The sequence below is a fragment of the Amycolatopsis sp. WQ 127309 genome, assembly GCF_023023025.1.
GTDB lineage: Bacteria > Actinomycetota > Actinomycetes > Mycobacteriales > Pseudonocardiaceae > Amycolatopsis.
On sequence record NZ_CP095481.1, the window covers coordinates 4,695,478 to 4,711,787 of the forward strand.

Here is a 16,310-nt window from a genome sequence, read left to right on the forward strand (position 1 = left end):
CTCCCTAGCTGGGAAGTGGCCTTCGAGAGGAAACCCGTCAGTGGCCGAACGCGCTTCGGGCGGCCAGGTCGGCCAGCAGCGCACGTCCCTTCTCCGCGTTGCGTGGCTGGGACAGGACGTCGTACCTGCGGGCGACCAGCTGGCTCTGCGAGATGAACCCGCGCTTGTTGCGGTTCGTCGCGTAACCCAGAGCGCCGAACAGCAGGTTGAACCCCAGGCCGGCGATCAGGCCGATCGCGATCGGGACCAGGCCGGCTCCCGGGTTGAGCAGGCTCAGCACCAGACCGAGGAACAGACCGAACATCGCGCCGGACATCGCCGCGCTGCTCAGGACCTTGCTCCACGACATCTTGCCCGCGATGCGCTCGACGAGCAGCGGCTCGACGCCCACGATCGTGACGTCGGTGACCGGGAAGTCCGTGCCCGCGAGGTGGTCGACCGCGCGCTGTGCCTGCTCGTAGGACTCGTACGAACCGATCGGCCAGCCCGTGGGCAGGGTCGGCAGCTGAGGCCGGGCCTGCTGCTGTTGCCCGATCGTGCTCTGCGTGAATGCTGTGGTCATCGATCTCACCTCTCTTGCCCCGTACAACGTGGGAGTACCCCGGATTCCTCCCGGTCGGACGGGATTCACAGACTCTTCTCAGCCGGGCATCCCGGACATTCCACCACGCCGCGACAACGTCACTGCAATGGGTCAAGAAAATACCTTTTCGAGGGTTGACCCGTCGCGCGCCACCAGGGTAGGAAGGACCGGCAAAGGATTCGCATCAAACCTTTGGGGTAGCTGATGGCACGCAGGCGAGGCATGCTCACCCTCGACGAACTCCGGGAGCTCGTCGAGGCGGGCACGATCGACACCGTGCTCGTCGCGATCACGGACATGCAGGGCAGGCTCCAGGGCAAGCGCTGCGCGGCGGAGTACTTCCTCGACGAGGTCGTCGGGCACGCGACCGAGGCCTGCAACTACCTGCTCGCGGTGGACGTCGACATGAACACCGTCGACGGCTACGCGCTCTCGTCGTGGGACAGCGGGTACGGCGACTTCGTGCTGCGGCCCGACTTCGAAACCCTGCGGCTGGTGCCGTGGCAGGAGGGCACCGCCCTGGTGCTGGCCGACGTCGAGCGCGTGCAGGGCGGGCCCGTGTCGGTGTCGCCGCGCCAGATCCTGCGCCGCCAGCTCGAACGGCTCGCCGAGCGCGGGCTCGGCGCCTTCGTCGGGACCGAGCTCGAGTTCATCGTCTTCGACGACACCTACGAAGCCGCCTGGGACAAGCGCTACCACGGCCTCAAGCCGGCCAACCAGTACAACGTCGACTACTCGATGCTCGGCACCGCGCGCCTCGAGCCGCTGCTGCGCCGCATCCGCAACGACATGGCCGGTGCCGGGCTCTACCCCGAGTCCGCCAAGGGCGAGTGCAACCCCGGCCAGCAGGAGATCGCCTTCCGCTTCACCGACGCGCTCGCCACCTGCGACAACCACAGCGTCTACAAGAACGGCGCCAAGGAGATCGCCGCGCAGGAGGGCAAGAGCCTCACCTTCATGGCGAAGTACAACGAGCGTGAGGGCAACTCCTGCCACATCCACATCAGCCTGCGCGCCACCGAAGGCGGCGCGGTGCTCGCCGGCGACCGTGAGCACGGCTTCTCGAAACTGATGGAGCACTTCCTCGCCGGGCAGCTGGCCGCGCTGCACGAGCTGACCTACTTCCTCGCGCCGAACATCAACTCCTACAAGCGGTTCGTGCCCGGCAGCTTCGCGCCGACGGCCATCGCCTGGGGCACCGACAACCGCACCTGCGCGCTGCGCGTCGTCGGGCACGGCGAGTCGCTGCGCGTCGAGAACCGCGTGCCGGGCGGGGACGTCAACCCGTACCTCGCCGTCGCCGCGCTGATCGCAGCCGGTCTGCACGGCATCGAGAACGAGCTGGAGCTGGAAGAACCCTTCACCGGCAACGCCTACAACTCCGGCCGCGACACGGTGCCGACCACCCTGCCCGAAGCCGCCGCCGCGCTCGCGGGCAGCGAGCTGGCCCGCGCGGCCTTCGGCGAGGACGTCGTCGAGCACTACCTGAACGCGGCGAAGATCGAGGTGGACGCGTACAACGCCGCCGTCACCGACTGGGAGCGGGTTCGTGGCTTCGAGCGCCTCTGACGACCGGCCGGTCATCGGGCTGACCACCTACCTCGAGCCCGCGAAGTTCCTCGTGTGGGACACGGAAGTCGCGCTGCTGCACCGCGTCTACGTCGAGTGCGTCGTCGCCGCGGGCGGCATTCCGGTGCTGCTGCCACCGATGAGTGACGCGTACGATCGGCTGATGTCCACAGTGGACGGCCTGGTGCTGACCGGCGGCGCCGACGTCGAGCCGCAGCGCTACGGCCAGGAGCAGCACCCCAAGACCTACGTCCGCCCGCAGCGCGACGCGTTCGAGTTCGGCCTGTTCGAAGCGGCGCGTCGCCACCAGAAGCCCGTGCTCGGCGTGTGCCGCGGCCTGCAGGTGATCAGCGTCGCCCTCGGCGGCACCCTGGTCCAGCACCTGCCCGAGGCCCGTGAATCCACCGAGCACCAGCCCGCGCCGGCGACGTTCGGCCAGGGCGTCGTCACCCTGGCCGACGGCAGCCGCGCCGCGCGGATCCTGGGGCCGGAGACCAAGACCCTGTGCTACCACCACCAGGCGATCGACCGGCTCGGCGAGGGCCTCGACCCGGTCGGCTGGTCCGCCGACGGCACCATCGAAGCCGCCGAGGCGCCGGGTGAGGACTTCCTGCTCGGCGTCCAGTGGCACCCCGAGCAGCACACCGACGACGTCCGGCTGTTCCAGGCCCTGGTCGCGGCAAGCAAGGAGAGGGCATGACCAGCTTCGAGGTGATCAACCCCGCCACCGAGCAGGTGGTGCGGTCGGTCGCGCTGACCAGCGCCGACGAGACCGACGCGGCGATCGCCCGCGCCCAGGCGGCGTTCCCGGCCTGGCGCGACGTCGCCCCCGGCGACCGCGCGCGGCTGCTGCGCCGCTTCGCCGACGCCGTCGAGGCCGACATCGAGCACCTCGCGCGGCTGGAGGTCGAGAACTCCGGGCACACCATCGGCAACGCGCGCTGGGAGGCGGGCAACGTCCGCGACGTGCTCAACTACTACTCCGCCGCGCCGGAACGCCTGATCGGACAGCAGATCCCGGCGCCGGGCGGGGTCAACGTCACCTTCCACGAGCCGCTCGGCGTGGTCGGCGTGATCGTGCCGTGGAACTTCCCGATGCCGATCGCCGGCTGGGGGTTCGCGCCCGCGCTCGCCGCCGGCAACACCGTCGTGCTCAAGCCCGCCGAACTGACCCCGCTCACCGCGATCCGGCTCGGCGAGCTGGCGCGCGAGGCCGGCATCCCGGAAGACGTCTTCCAGGTGCTGCCCGGCAAGGGATCCGTTGTCGGACAACGGTTCGTGGACCATCCGGCGGTGCGCAAGGTCGTCTTCACCGGCTCCACCGAGGTCGGCAAGCAGATCATGGCCGGCTGCGCGGCGCGGGTGAAGCGCGTGACGCTGGAGCTGGGCGGCAAGAACGCGAACGTCGTCTTCGCCGACGCCGACCTGGAGAAAGCCGCGGCGACCGCGCCCTACGGCGTCTTCGACAACGCCGGCCAGGACTGCTGCGCCCGGTCGCTGATCCTGGTGCAGGCGAGCGTCTACGACCGGTTCATGGAGCTGCTGGAACCCGCCGTCCACGGCGTCGTCGTCGGCGATCCCGCCGAGGAAAAGACGGAGATGGGGCCGCTGATCTCCGCGGCGCACCGGGAGAAGGTCGCGTCCTACGTGCCGGACGACGCGCCCGTCGCGTTCCGCGGCACCGCACCCGCCGGGCCCGGCTTCTGGTTCCCGCCGACCGTCCTGACCCCGCCGGACCTGCGGCACCCGGCCGCGGCCGACGAGGTCTTCGGCCCGGTCGTGGCCGTCGTGCCGTTCACCGACGAAGCGGACGCGGTGCGGCAGGCCAACACCACCGAGTACGGCCTGTCCGGCTCGATCTGGACCCGCGACACCGGCCGCGCGTTCCGCGTGGCGCGCGCCGTCGAGGCCGGCAACCTGTCGGTCAACTCGCACTCGTCGGTGCGCTACTGGACGCCCTTCGGCGGCTTCAAGCAGTCCGGCCTCGGCCGCGAGCTGGGCCCCGACGCCCCGACGGCGTTCACCGAGACCAAGAACGTTTTCATCAGCACGGAGGAGTAATGGTCCAGCGTTTCGAAGGCCGCGTCGCGGTGATCACGGGCGGCGCGAGCGGCATCGGCCTCGCCTCGGCCCGCCGTCTGGCGAGCGAAGGCGCGAAGGTCGTCATCGCCGACCTGACGCCGGAATCCGGCAAAGCCGCCGCCGACGAGGTCGACGGCCTGTTCGTGCAGGCCGACGTCACCGACGCCGAGCAGGTGGAAGCCCTCTACCGGACCACGGCCGAGCAGTTCGGCTCGATCGACGTCGCGTTCAACAACGCCGGCATCTCGCCGCCCGAGGACGACTCGATCCTGACCACCGGGATCGAGGCCTGGGAACGGGTCCAGCGCGTCAACCTGACGTCGGTCTACCTGTGCTGCAAGGCGGTCCTGCCCTACATGCAGCGCCAGGGCAAGGGCTCGATCGTCAACACGGCGTCGTTCGTGGCGGTGATGGGCGCGGCGACGTCGCAGATCTCCTACACCGCGTCGAAGGGCGGCGTGCTCGCCATGAGCCGCGAGCTCGGCGTGCAGTTCGCGCGGGAGAACATCCGCGTCAACGCGCTGTGCCCGGGGCCGGTGAACACGCCGCTGCTCAAGGAGCTGTTCGCGAAGGACCCGGAACGCGCGGCGCGGCGCCTGGTCCACGTCCCGGTCGGCCGGTTCGCCGAGCCCGACGAGATCGCGGCGGCCGTCGCGTTCCTGGCCAGCGACGACGCCAGCTTCATCACGGCGTCCCAGTTCCTGGTGGACGGCGGCATCTCCGGCGCTTACGTCACCCCGATCTAACGGCGCGTCGGTTTCTTGACGCCGTAGACCTCCCTCAGGTACTTCCACGCGGCGTTGAGCTTCTTGCGCTCTTCGGAGATCTCCCGTTCCCGCCGCCGCAGGATCCGCGTGGCGACCTCGGCGGCGAGGAACGCGCCGGCGGCGAAGGTGAGCACGCCGACGATCAGGGTCAGGGTGACGACAGTGGTGGTCATGCTCACCAGCGTCGGCGCCGTGTGGGCGGTTTGTCCCTGCGCAAAGCTAGCGGGTTTCGTTAGCTTTGTGAGGTGACGCACTGGCGCGCCGACGAGTGGGCGGAAGCGGTCCGGGCCGGGATCCGGGCCCGCGGGCTCTCCTTCGACGAAGCCGCGCGGCGGATCGGCGTGCCGACGTCCACCCTGCGCAGCTGGGTCGAGCACCGGCACGCGCCGAAGGTGACCGTCTTCGACCACTGGGCCCAGCTCGCCGAGGTCACCGGGCTCGGCGAGGCCGAGCTGCTGCGCGTCGCCGGCGTGCTGCCCGAGTCGCTGGCCACGCCGGTGCACGTCGCGCAGGCCGCGAAGTCGCTGCGGGAAGGCATCGAGCGGGCCGGGGACTTCCTGCGGCAGGCCACCGCGCTCGTCTACTCCTCGCCCGGCACGCAGGTGGCGAACGCGATCGCCGCGTCGCCGATCGACTGGGAGATGCGGATCCGCTCGGCCACCCGCGGCGACGAGATCCGCGTCACCTACCACCACTACGTCGGGATCGTGCCGCCCCGCGACTTCCCGCACTCCGACGCCGAGGCGCGGCGGATCATCGAACGCGAGATCCTCGGCGGCCTCTGGCAGCCGCTCGGGCTGTACTGGCGGGTCGCCGAGCCGCACGACTGGGACGACCCGCCGCGCCTCGTGATCCAGGTGCCCGAGCAGGAGGCGTCCCGCCCGCCGTCGCCGTCGCCGCCGTTCGTGACGGCACCGCCGATCGTGGTGCTGTCGCCGATCTGGGGCTACGGCGAGCTGCTCGCGTCGCTGGTCGCGGACGGCCTCGGGTTCGGCAACGTCGACTTCCGCTACTTCGGCCTGCCGGACGCGATGGCCGGCCGGCTCCGGATCACCGCGCGCGAGCTGGCCGAGCCGGCGCCGCGGCTGGTGCACGCGGTGCCGCCGATCATGCTGCTGCACGGCCTCGAGGTGCCGGACCTGACCGGCCGGCTCCCGGTCGTGGTCCGCTACGGCCCGCGGATGCGCGCCCGCGCCGCCCGGATCTACCGCGAGCCGCTGCTCGAGGCGGGTTTCACCGACCCGGCGGACGGCGCCCAGGCGATCGAGACGGCCGTCGACGCGGTGGTCGCCCGGCTGCCGGGCGAGTACTTCGAGGTGACCCTCGACGACACGGACGTCTTCGACGGCGACCGGCCGTCCCTGGACCGGCTCAACGACTCGGTGGCGTGGCTCGCGGAGCAGGTGGTGGAGCACGTCCTGCTGGGCGCGGGCCTTCCGCCGGTCCCGCTGGGCGGGCCGTTGAAACGGCTGGTGCTGCCCTCGGGCCGGGTCCGCCGCCCACCTGCGCTGGCGAGCGCGGTCACCCGCCGGTTCACCGACCGCTGACCCCGCAGGTCCCCTACGCCCCAATGTGGCGTTGGGTGCGTTCAACGCACCCAATGTGGCGTTCGGTGCGTCAGATGCACCCAACGCCACATTGGGGCGCTCGGTGCGGGGCCGGTCGAGGCGGGCTCGAGGGTCGGTGTGGTGTTGGCCGGGTGAAGTAGACGGGGGTTGAACCCGGCAGGTACGGTAGCCGCCATAACTGCAGATCGGGCCGTCGAGCCGAGGCGGGAGAGCCCTCACGAAGTCAGTGGGGCACCGAAGGAGCAAACTCCCCGGAATCTCTCAGGTACCTGCTACCGCTTCGTGCGAGGCCACTCTGGAAAGCAGGCGCACCCGCGCCTCACCCAAGGTGAAAGCCGTGTCTCACACGGTGAAACTCTCAGGTGCCATGACAGAGGGGGAGTTCCCAGCGCACCGTTGTGTCCGGTGCCCGGCCCGAGGAGCTCCCGATCACCTCTACGCAGTTCGACGCCCGCCACATCGGCCCCTCCGAGGCCGAACGCGCCAAGATGCTCGCCGAGTGCGGCTACGGATCCCTCGACGCGCTGCTCGAAGCGGCCGTGCCGAGTGCGATCCGCGTCACTCGCGACCTGGTCCTGCCGCCCGCCGCGTCCGAAGAGGACGCCACCGCGGAGCTGCGCGCGCTCGCCGCGCGTAACCGGCCGATGACGCAGATGATCGGGCTCGGCTACTCCGACACCGTCACCCCCGGCGTGATCCGGCGCAACGTCCTCGAAAACCCGGCCTGGTACACGGCCTACACGCCGTACCAGCCGGAAATCTCCCAGGGCCGCCTCGAAGCGCTGCTCAACTTCCAGACGATGGTCGCCGATCTCACCGGGCTGGCCACCGCGAACGCGTCCCTGCTCGACGAGTCGACCGCCGTCGCCGAGGCCGTCACGCTGATGCGCCGCGCGTCCAAGTCGAAGTCCAACAAGGTCGTGCTCGACGCCGAGTGCCTGCCGCAGACCATCGCCGTCGTGCGCACCCGCGTCGAGGCGCTGGGCATCGAGGTCGAGGTCCGCGACCTGCTCACCGGGCTGCCCGAGGACTTCTTCGGCGTCGTCGTCCAGTACCCGGGCGCGTCCGGCGTGCTGCGCGGGCGCGGTTTCTACCACGCGATCTCCGAGTCGGCGAAGGCCGCGGGCGCGCTGTTCACCGTCGCCGCCGACCTCCTCTCGCTGACGCTCATCACCTCGCCCGGCGAGTTCGGCGCCGACGTCGCCGCGGGGTCGACGCAGCGCTTCGGCGTCCCGCTCGGCTACGGCGGCCCGCACGCCGGGTTCATGTCGGTCCGCGCCGGGCTCGAGCGCTCGCTGCCCGGGCGCCTGGTCGGCGTCTCGGTCGACGCCGACGGCAACCCGGCCTACCGCCTCGCGCTGCAGACGCGTGAGCAGCACATCCGCCGCGAGAAGGCGACGTCCAACATCTGCACCGCGCAGGTCCTGCCGGCCGTGCTGGCCGCGATGTACGCGGTCTACCACGGCCCGGACGGCCTCAAGCGGATCGCCCGGCGCGTCCACGGCCTGGCCGCGGGCTTCGCCGACGCGCTGCGCAAGACCGGCGTCGAGGTCGTGCACGAGTCCTTCTTCGACACGGTCGTCGCGCACGTCCCGGGCCAGGCCGCCGACGTCCACGCCGCCGCCCGCGCGGCGGGCGTCAACCTCGGCCACGTCGACGCCGACCACGTGCGCGTCGCCTTCGACGAGGTCAGCACCCCCGCGATCACCGCGAAGGTCCTCAAGGCCTTCGGCGTCGAAGAGGACGCGCGGGACGGCGTCGCGCTCCCGAACGGCCTCGCCCGCGAGAGCGGCTTCATGGGTCACGAGGTCTTCGGCAGCCACCGCTCCGAGACGGCGATGCTGCGCTACCTGCGCCGGCTGTCCGACCAGGACTACGCGCTCGACCGCGGCATGATCCCGCTCGGCTCCTGCACGATGAAGCTCAACGCCACCACCGAGATGGAGCCGATCAGCTGGCGCGAGTTCGCCGGCATCCACCCCTTCGCGCCGGCCGAGGACGCCGAGGGCTACCACGTCCTCGTCGCGCAGCTGGCCGAGTGGCTGGCCGAGGTCACCGGCTACGACCAGGTGTCGCTGCAGCCGAACGCGGGCAGCCAGGGCGAGCTGGCCGGGCTCCTCGCGATCCGCGCCTACCACCGCTCCAACGGCGACGACGCCCGTGACGTCTGCCTGATCCCGTCGTCGGCGCACGGCACCAACGCCGCGTCCGCGGTGCTCGCCGGGATGCGCGTGGTCGTCGTCAAGTGCACCGACGAGGGCAACGTCGACCTGGCCGACCTGCGGTCCAAAGTGGACACCCACCGGGACACGCTCGCCGCGATCATGGTCACCTACCCGTCCACGCACGGCGTGTACGAGCACTCGATCGACGAGCTGGCCAAGATCGTCCACGACGGTGGCGGCCAGGTGTACGTCGACGGCGCGAACCTCAACGCCCTGCTGGGCCTGGCCAAGCCGGGCGAGTTCGGCGGCGACGTCTCGCACCTGAACCTGCACAAGACCTTCTGCATCCCGCACGGCGGTGGCGGCCCCGGTGTCGGCCCGGTCGCGGTGCGCGCGCACCTCGCGCCGTTCCTGCCCAACCACCCGCTGCTGGAGGCGGCCGGCCCGGCGACCGGCGTCGGCCCGATCAGCGGCGCGCCCTACGGCTCGGCGTCGATCCTGCCGATCTCCTGGGCCTACGTCCGGATGATGGGCGCGCCCGGCCTCACCGCCGCGACGAAGGTCGCCGTGCTGGCCGCGAACTACGTCGCGTCGCGGCTGGCCCCGCACTACCCGGTGCTCTACACGGGTCAGGACGGCCTGGTCGCGCACGAGTGCATCCTCGACCTGCGCCAGATCACCAAGGAGACCGGCGTGACGGTCGACGACGTCGCGAAGCGGCTCATCGACTACGGCTTCCACGCGCCGACCATGTCGTTCCCGGTCGCCGGCACGCTGATGGTCGAGCCGACCGAGTCGGAGGACCTGGGCGAGATCGACCGGTTCATCGCCGCGATGATCGCCATCCGCGGCGAGATCGACGAGGTCGCCAAGGGCACCTGGACGGCGGAGTCCTCGCCGCTGCGCGGTGCGCCGCACACCGCCGAGACGCTGGTCGGCGAGTGGGACAAGGCCTACGACCGCGAGCTGGCCGTGTTCCCGGCGGGCGTGTCGCGCAAGAACAAGTACTGGCCGCCGGTCCGCCGCATCGACGGCGCCCGCGGTGACCGCAACCTCGTCTGCTCCTGCCCGCCCCTCAACGCTTACGAAGGCTGAGCTCACACGTGTCGAAAGAGACCTCCCTGCACGGAGTCCACAAGGGACTCGGTGCGCTGTTCACCGACTTCGCCGGCTGGTCCATGCCGGTCCGCTACGCCAGCGAGCTGGCCGAGCACAAGGCCGTCCGCGAGGCGGCCGGGCTGTTCGACCTCTCGCACATGGCCGAAATCCACGTCACCGGCCCGCAGGCCGCCGACGTCCTGGACTTCGCGCTGGTCGGCAACCTCACCGGGGTCAAGCCGGGCCGGGCGCGCTACACGATGATCTGCGACGCCGGCGGCGGCGTGCTCGACGACCTGGTCGTCTACCGGCTGGCCGACGAGCACTACCTGGTCGTCGCCAACGCCGGCAACGCGAAGGTCGTCGCGGACGCGCTGGCCGAGCGGGTCGCGGGCTTCGACGCGGTGGTCGACGACCGGTCCGAGACGACCGCGCTGATCGCCGTCCAGGGCCCGAACGCCGTCAAGATCCTCGGCGCGGTCACCGACGCCGACCTCGACGCGCTCAAGTACTACGCCAGCGTGCCGGCGGTCGTGAAGGGCCACGAGGTCCTGCTCGCCCGCACCGGCTACACCGGCGAGGACGGCTTCGAGCTGTTCGTCCCGGCCGACGAGGCCCCGGCGGTGTGGCGCATCCTGTCCGAGGCCGGCGAGGGTCACGGGCTCGTCCCGGCCGGGCTGGCCTGCCGCGACACGCTGCGGCTCGAAGCCGGGATGCCGTTGTACGGCAACGAACTCACCCTCGGCCAGAGCCCGTTCGAAGCCGGGCTCGGGCGCGTCGTCAAGTTCGAGAAGCCGGGCGACTTCGTCGGCCGCGCGGCCCTGGAAGAGCGGTCCAAGGCCGACGTCCCGCGCGTACGCGTCGGGCTCAAGGGCCAGGGCCGTCGCGCCCCGCGGCACGGCTACAAGCTGCTGGCCGACGGGGTCGAGATCGGCGAGGTCACCAGTGGGGCGCTGTCGCCCACGCTGGGTCACCCGATCGCCATGGCGTACGTCGATCGGGCGTACACCGAGCCCGGCACCGAACTTTCCGTCGACATCCGGGGCAGGATCGAGCCCGTCGAGGTCGTCGCCCTGCCCTTCTACTCCCGCGCGTAAAGGACTCTTGCACCGTGAGCATCCCCGAGAACCTGAAGTACACCAAGGAACACGAGTGGCTGAACGTCGAAGGTGACGTCGCCACCGTCGGCATCACCGCCTTCGCCGCCGAGTCGCTCGGCGACATCGTGTTCGTCCAGCTGCCCGACGTCGGCGCCACGATCACCTCCGGCGAGGTGTTCGGCGAGGTCGAGTCGACCAAGTCCGTCAGCGAGCTGTACGCGCCGGTCTCCGGCGAGGTCGTCGAGGTCAACGGCACCACGTCGGACACCCCCGAGGTGATCAACTCGGACCCGTACGCCGAAGGGTGGCTGCTCAAGGTGCGTCTCTCCGGTGACGTGCCCGAGCTGCTCGACGCCGCCGCCTACGCCGCACTCACCCAGGAGAGCTGATGACGACCTTCGACGCCCACCTCGCCGACGTCGACCCCGAGGTCGCGGCGGCCGTCGCCGACGAGCTTACCCGCCAGCAGTCGACCCTGGAGATGATCGCCTCCGAGAACTTCGCCCCGGTGGGCGTGCTCGAGGCGCAGGGTTCGGTGCTGACCAACAAGTACGCCGAGGGCTACCCCGGCCGCCGCTACTACGGCGGCTGCGAGCACGTCGACGTCGTCGAGCAGCTCGCCATCGACCGCGCGAAGGCGCTGTTCGGTGCGGAGCACGCCAACGTGCAGCCGCACTCGGGCGCGCAGGCCAACGCCGCCGCGATGTTCGCCGTGCTCAAGCCGGGCGACACCATCCTCGGCCTCGACCTGGCGCACGGCGGCCACCTGACGCACGGGATGAAGATCAACTTCTCGGGCAAGCTCTACAACGTCGTCGCCTACCACGTCGACAAAGAGACCGGCATCGTCGACCTGGCCGAGATCGAGCGCCTCGCCGTCGAGCACCAGCCGAAGCTGATCATCGCCGGCTGGTCGGCGTACCCGCGTCAGCTCGACTTCGCCGAGTTCCGCCGCATCGCGGACCTGGTGGAAGCCAAGCTGATGGTGGACATGGCGCACTTCGCCGGGCTGGTCGCGACCGGGCTGCACCCGTCGCCGGTGCCGCACGCCGACATCGTCACCACGACCACGCACAAGACCCTCGGCGGCCCGCGCGGCGGCTTGATCCTGTGCCGCCAGGAGCTGGCGAAGAAGATCAACTCGGCGGTGTTCCCCGGCCAGCAGGGCGGGCCGCTGGAGCACGTCATCGCGGCCAAGGCCGTCGCGCTGAAGATCGCCGCGAGCGAGGAGTTCAAGGAGCGCCAGCAGCGCACCCTGGACGGCTCGCGCATCCTGGCGTCGCGGCTGTCGCAGGAGGACTGCGCTTCAGCCGGCGTGCGCGTGCTGACCGGCGGCACCGACGTCCACCTGGTGCTCGTCGACCTCGTCCAGTCCACTCTGGACGGTCAGCAGGCCGAGGACCGGCTGCACGAGGTCGGCATCACGGTCAACCGCAACGCCGTCCCGTTCGACCCGCGTCCGCCGATGATCACCTCCGGCCTGCGCATCGGCACCCCGGCGCTGGCCACCCGCGGCTTCCAGGCCGAGGACTTCACCGAGGTCGCCGACGTCATCGCCGAGGCCCTCAAGCCCGACTTCGACGACGCCCTCCGCGCGAAGCTGCGCGATCGCGTCGAGACCTTGGCCAAGAAGCACCCGCTGTACGCGGACCTGTCCCGGTGAGCGCTCTGCCCGAGGGCCGGAAGCTGCTGCGCCTCGAAGTCCGCAACAGCGAGACGCCGATTGAGAAGAAGCCGCCGTGGATCAAGACGCGGGTGCGGATGGGGCCGGAGTTCACCGAACTCAAGGGCCTCGTGCGCCGCGAGGGTCTGCACACGGTCTGTGAAGAAGCGGGCTGTCCCAACATTTACGAGTGCTGGGAAGACCGCGAAGCCACGTTTCTCATCGGTGGTGACCAGTGCACGCGCCGGTGTGATTTCTGTCAGATCGACACGGGTAAACCGGCGGAGCTGGACCGGACCGAGCCGCGGAAGGTCGCGGAGTCCGTCCAGGCCATGGGGCTGCGCTACTCGACGATCACCGGCGTGGCTCGTGACGACCTGGCCGATGGTGGGGCGTGGCTGTACGCCGAGACCGTCCGCCAGATCCACTCGCTCAACCCGGGCACCGGCGTGGAGCTGCTGACCCCGGACTTCAACGCGGACCCAGAGCAGCTGGCCGAGGTGTTCGGCTCGCGGCCGGAAGTGTTGGCCCACAACGTCGAAACGGTCCCGCGGATCTTCAAGCGGATCCGTCCCGGCTTCCGCTACGCGCGGTCGCTGGAGGTCATTACCAAGGCGCGTGAGTTCGGCCTGGTCACGAAGTCCAACCTGATCCTCGGCATGGGGGAGACCCCGGACGAGGTCGCGCCGGCGATGCGGGACCTGGTCGACGCGGGCTGCGAGATCCTGACGATCACGCAGTACCTGCGCCCCTCGCCGCGCCACCACCCGGTGGACCGGTGGGTCAAGCCGGAGGAGTTCGTGGAGCACTCGAACGCCGCCGAGGCGATGGGCTTCGCCGGTGTCATGGCGGGTCCGCTCGTGCGCTCGTCGTACCGCGCGGGACGGCTCTACGCCCAGACCAAGGCCCACCGTGGTGAGGAGCTGCCGGAGAACCTGCAGCACCTCACCGACCAGGGGCCGGCCGCGCAAGAAGCCAGCTCCCTGCTGGCGAGATAGGAGAGGCGGATCAATGGCGATCAGCGTCTTCGACCTGTTTTCCATCGGCATCGGGCCGTCGAGTTCCCACACCGTCGGCCCGATGCGCGCGGCACTGACCTTTGTGGACGGTCTCGGCGACGACCTCGGCCGGACCGCGCGGGTGCAGGCCGAGCTGTTCGGCTCGCTCGGCGCGACCGGCTTCGGCCACGGCAGCGACAAAGCCGTCCTGCTCGGGCTTTCGGGTGAGCGTCCCGAGGCCATCGACACCGACACCGTGCCGGTGCGCGTCGCGGAGATCCGCGAGTCCGGCCGGCTGAAGGTGGGCGGCACGCACGAGATCGCGTTCGACGAGGACACCGACCTCACCATGCACCGCCGCAAGTCCCTGCCGGCGCACCCGAACGGCATGATCTTCCGCGCGTTCGACGCGGACGGCGTGCTGCTGCGTGAGCGGACGTACTACTCGGTGGGCGGCGGCTTCGTCCGCGACGAGTCGTACGAGACGGACGCGGTGTTCGTCGAGGACGCGACGCCGGTGCCGTACCCGTTCCGCACCGGCGCGGATCTGCTCGGGCACTGCGCGGCGACGGGCCTGCCGATCAGCGAGATCATGATGGCGAACGAGCTGTCGTGGCGTTCGCGCGAAGAGGTGCGGGACGGCCTGCTGCGGATCTGGGCGGTCATGGCCGAGTGCGTCCGCAACGGCTGCGTCCACGAAGGCGTGCTGCCGGGCGGGCTGAAGGTGCCGCGCCGGGCTCGCGCGCTGCACGAGAAGCTGCTGGCCGAGGACGGCCTGGACGACCCGCTGTACGCGATGGACTGGGTCAGTCTCTACGCGCTGGCGGTCAACGAGGAGAACGCCGCGGGCGGGCGCGTCGTCACCGCGCCGACCAACGGCGCGGCCGGCATCATCCCCGCGGTCCTGCACTACTACCAGCGGTTCATCCGGCACTCGTCGGACGACGGCATCGTCACGTTCATGCTCACGGCGGCCGCGATCGGCTCGATCCTCAAGCAGACCGGCTCGATCTCCGGCGCCGAGGTCGGCTGCCAGGGCGAGGTCGGCTCGGCGTCCGCGATGGCGGCGGCCGGGCTCACCGAGGTGCTCGGCGGCTCCCCGGCGCAGGTCGAGAACGCGGCGGAGATCGGCGTCGAGCACCACTTGGGCCTGACGTGCGACCCGGTGGGCGGCCTGGTGCAGATCCCGTGCATCGAGCGCAACGCGGTCGGCGCGTCGAAGGCCATCCACGCGGCCCGGATGGCGATGCGCGGCGACGGCAGTCACGTGGTGACGCTGGACAAGGCGATCAAGACGATGCGCGAGACGGGCGCGGACATGAGCGTGAAGTACAAGGAAACCGCCCGCGGCGGCCTGGCGGTGAACGTCATCGAGTGCTGAGGGCGTCACTTTCGCAGGGAAAGATACGTCCAGGCGGGGTCGAGAGCCATCTTTCATAGGGAAAGATACGACCTGGCGGCGATAGGGCGGCACTTTCACCGGGAAAGTGCGGCTCAGGTGCGGCGGGCCTCGTCGTCGGACTCGGTGGCCAGCCGCAGGCCGACCTCCACGAGGGTCCAGCCGAACTGCTGGCGCCGGGTCCCGGTGTGGCGGCGCGGTGTCGCCCGGCCCGGCGGACGGTTGCGCACGCCGTGGCGCAACTCGTTCTCGCGCTCATGTACCAGATCCTCGGCCATCAGAAAGTGCACCGGCTCGCCCCCTGCGTCGCTCATCGGTGTCGTGCGGCCCATCGTCGCCGACTGTGCCCGTTCGGTTCCACAGGTTTTTCACACCGCGAACACAGTGTGATCGCCGCGCGAGCCTCGGTCCACTTCGAAGGTGCGAGGCGTACCGTGACGGACACCCAGCGTGCCCGGGTCGCGCGCGGCGGGTGAACCACCCGGCCGCCGTGGCCCGCGGCCTAAACTCGCGGGATGGAGTCGACCTCGGTGGTGAATGCCGGCGAAGCGCTGTTCCGGCCGGTCCGCGCGGGCAACGCTTTCGAGGAGACCGTCGAGCGGCTGCTGCAGGCGATCCGGCTGGGCGTGGTCGGCGCGGGGGAGCGGCTCCCGTCGGAGCGTGAGCTCGCCGAACGGCTCGGGGTCAGCCGCGTCACGCTGCGCGAGGCCATCCGTGCACTCTCCGACGCCGGTTACGTCGAGTCACGTCGAGGTCGCTACGGCGGCACGTTCGTGAACGAGACCCTCCCCGGCCCGCCGGAACACGCACCCGACGCGGTCGCCGTCGACTCCGTGGTGCTGGAGGACGCGCTGAGCCTGCGCTACGTCCTGGAGACGGGCGCGGCGGAGATGGCCGCGGCCCGCTCGCTGAGCCCGGCCGACCGCCAGCACCTCACGGGCACCCTGGCCGAGGCGGCGGGCGCCGACCTCGACGACTACCGCCGCAAGGACTCCCGCCTCCACTTGGCGATCGCCGAGGTCACGGCATCCGGCTCACTGACCACGGCGATGGCCGACGCGCGCACCCGGGTGAACCAGCTGCTGGACCGGATCCCGCTGCTGCAGCCGAACCTGGAGCACTCGAACGCCCAGCACGAGGCGATAGTGGACGCGATCCTGGCCGGCGACGCGGTCGCGGCCCGCCACGCGATGGCGGAGCACATCGAAGGAACGGCCTCGCTGCTGCGCGCCTTCCTGGCCTGACGAGCGCGGCGCATGAGGCCGAGCCGTCTTGACAGGATTCGAACAACTCCGTTAATTCCCCACAGAACCTTTTC

At 70.7% G+C, this 16,310-nt stretch carries 15 protein-coding genes and 1 riboswitch; of the genes, 12 read left to right on the forward strand and 3 right to left on the reverse strand.

Annotated elements, in window-relative coordinates; all coding sequences use genetic code 11:
* Positions 1-37 precede the first annotated feature (37 nt).
* Positions 38-562: a general stress protein gene (locus tag MUY22_RS22145; RefSeq protein WP_247062170.1), complete on the reverse strand. Its 525-nt coding sequence runs from the start codon at positions 560-562 to the stop codon at positions 38-40.
* A gap of 225 nt (positions 563-787) precedes the next feature.
* On the opposite strand from MUY22_RS22145, the gene MUY22_RS22150 reads away from it, so the two are divergent.
* The 4 genes from MUY22_RS22150 to MUY22_RS22165 are packed head-to-tail and all read left to right on the forward strand — an operon-like array spanning position 788 to position 4,980.
* Positions 788-2,152 carry a glutamine synthetase family protein gene (locus MUY22_RS22150; protein ID WP_247062172.1) on the forward strand — a complete coding sequence of 455 codons (1,365 nt, stop codon included), beginning with the start codon at positions 788-790 and terminating at the stop codon, positions 2,150-2,152.
* The gene (locus tag MUY22_RS22155) at positions 2,133-2,852 is read left to right on the forward strand and encodes a gamma-glutamyl-gamma-aminobutyrate hydrolase family protein (RefSeq protein WP_247062174.1); all 720 of its coding nucleotides are present in this window, start codon (positions 2,133-2,135) and stop codon (positions 2,850-2,852) included. Before MUY22_RS22150 ends, MUY22_RS22155 begins: the two co-directional genes overlap by 20 nt.
* Positions 2,849-4,213, forward strand: coding sequence for an aldehyde dehydrogenase (locus tag MUY22_RS22160; protein WP_247062176.1), 1,365 nt, complete (start codon positions 2,849-2,851; stop codon positions 4,211-4,213). Before MUY22_RS22155 ends, MUY22_RS22160 begins: the two co-directional genes overlap by 4 nt.
* Positions 4,213-4,980 carry a 3-oxoacyl-ACP reductase gene (locus tag MUY22_RS22165; RefSeq protein WP_247062178.1) on the forward strand — a complete coding sequence of 256 codons (768 nt, stop codon included), beginning with the start codon at positions 4,213-4,215 and terminating at the stop codon, positions 4,978-4,980. The genes MUY22_RS22160 and MUY22_RS22165 overlap by 1 nt, the downstream gene beginning before the upstream one ends.
* Here the strand turns inward: MUY22_RS22165 and MUY22_RS22170 are convergent.
* Positions 4,977-5,174, reverse strand: coding sequence for a hypothetical protein (locus MUY22_RS22170; RefSeq protein WP_247062180.1), 198 nt, complete (start codon positions 5,172-5,174; stop codon positions 4,977-4,979). The two genes, MUY22_RS22165 and MUY22_RS22170, sit on opposite strands and share 4 nt — an antisense overlap.
* A 72-nt stretch (positions 5,175-5,246) precedes the next feature.
* Here MUY22_RS22170 and MUY22_RS22175 point away from each other — a divergent pair, with 72 nt between their 5' ends.
* The 7 genes from MUY22_RS22175 to MUY22_RS22205 all read left to right on the forward strand — a co-directional run bounded on the left by MUY22_RS22175 (position 5,247) and on the right by MUY22_RS22205 (position 14,974).
* Entirely contained in the window at positions 5,247-6,548 is a 1,302-nt protein-coding gene (locus tag MUY22_RS22175; protein WP_247062182.1) for a helix-turn-helix transcriptional regulator, read from the forward strand.
* Between the two features lie 306 nt (positions 6,549-6,854).
* A riboswitch (glycine riboswitch) is annotated at positions 6,855-6,953 on the forward strand.
* Between the two features lie 44 nt (positions 6,954-6,997).
* Positions 6,998-9,829: an aminomethyl-transferring glycine dehydrogenase gene (gcvP, locus tag MUY22_RS22180; RefSeq protein ID WP_247064045.1), complete on the forward strand. Its 2,832-nt coding sequence runs from the start codon at positions 6,998-7,000 to the stop codon at positions 9,827-9,829.
* An 8-nt stretch (positions 9,830-9,837) separates the two neighbouring features.
* Positions 9,838-10,929 (forward strand): glycine cleavage system aminomethyltransferase GcvT, encoded by a 1,092-nt coding sequence (gcvT, locus tag MUY22_RS22185; protein WP_247062184.1) that lies wholly within the window; start codon positions 9,838-9,840, stop codon positions 10,927-10,929.
* Between the two features lie 14 nt (positions 10,930-10,943).
* Complete coding sequence (gene gcvH, locus MUY22_RS22190) at positions 10,944-11,321, forward strand: glycine cleavage system protein GcvH (RefSeq protein ID WP_247062187.1); 378 nt, start codon at positions 10,944-10,946, stop codon at positions 11,319-11,321.
* Positions 11,321-12,595 carry a serine hydroxymethyltransferase gene (gene glyA, locus MUY22_RS22195; RefSeq protein ID WP_247062189.1) on the forward strand — a complete coding sequence of 425 codons (1,275 nt, stop codon included), beginning with the start codon at positions 11,321-11,323 and terminating at the stop codon, positions 12,593-12,595. The genes gcvH and glyA overlap by 1 nt, the downstream gene beginning before the upstream one ends.
* Positions 12,592-13,593 carry a lipoyl synthase gene (gene lipA / locus MUY22_RS22200; protein WP_247062191.1) on the forward strand — a complete coding sequence of 334 codons (1,002 nt, stop codon included), beginning with the start codon at positions 12,592-12,594 and terminating at the stop codon, positions 13,591-13,593. Before glyA ends, lipA begins: the two co-directional genes overlap by 4 nt.
* A gap of 13 nt (positions 13,594-13,606) precedes the next feature.
* The gene (locus tag MUY22_RS22205; RefSeq protein WP_247062192.1) at positions 13,607-14,974 is read left to right on the forward strand and encodes an L-serine ammonia-lyase; all 1,368 of its coding nucleotides are present in this window, start codon (positions 13,607-13,609) and stop codon (positions 14,972-14,974) included.
* A gap of 113 nt (positions 14,975-15,087) precedes the next feature.
* On the opposite strand, the gene MUY22_RS22210 is transcribed toward MUY22_RS22205, so the two are convergent.
* On the reverse strand, positions 15,088-15,324 hold the full coding sequence (locus tag MUY22_RS22210) for a hypothetical protein (protein WP_247062194.1): 237 nt from the start codon (positions 15,322-15,324) through the stop codon (positions 15,088-15,090).
* A gap of 183 nt (positions 15,325-15,507) precedes the next feature.
* On the opposite strand from MUY22_RS22210, the gene MUY22_RS22215 reads away from it, so the two are divergent.
* On the forward strand, positions 15,508-16,236 hold the full coding sequence (locus tag MUY22_RS22215) for a FadR/GntR family transcriptional regulator (RefSeq protein ID WP_247062196.1): 729 nt from the start codon (positions 15,508-15,510) through the stop codon (positions 16,234-16,236).
* Positions 16,237-16,310: the final 74 nt, after the last annotated feature.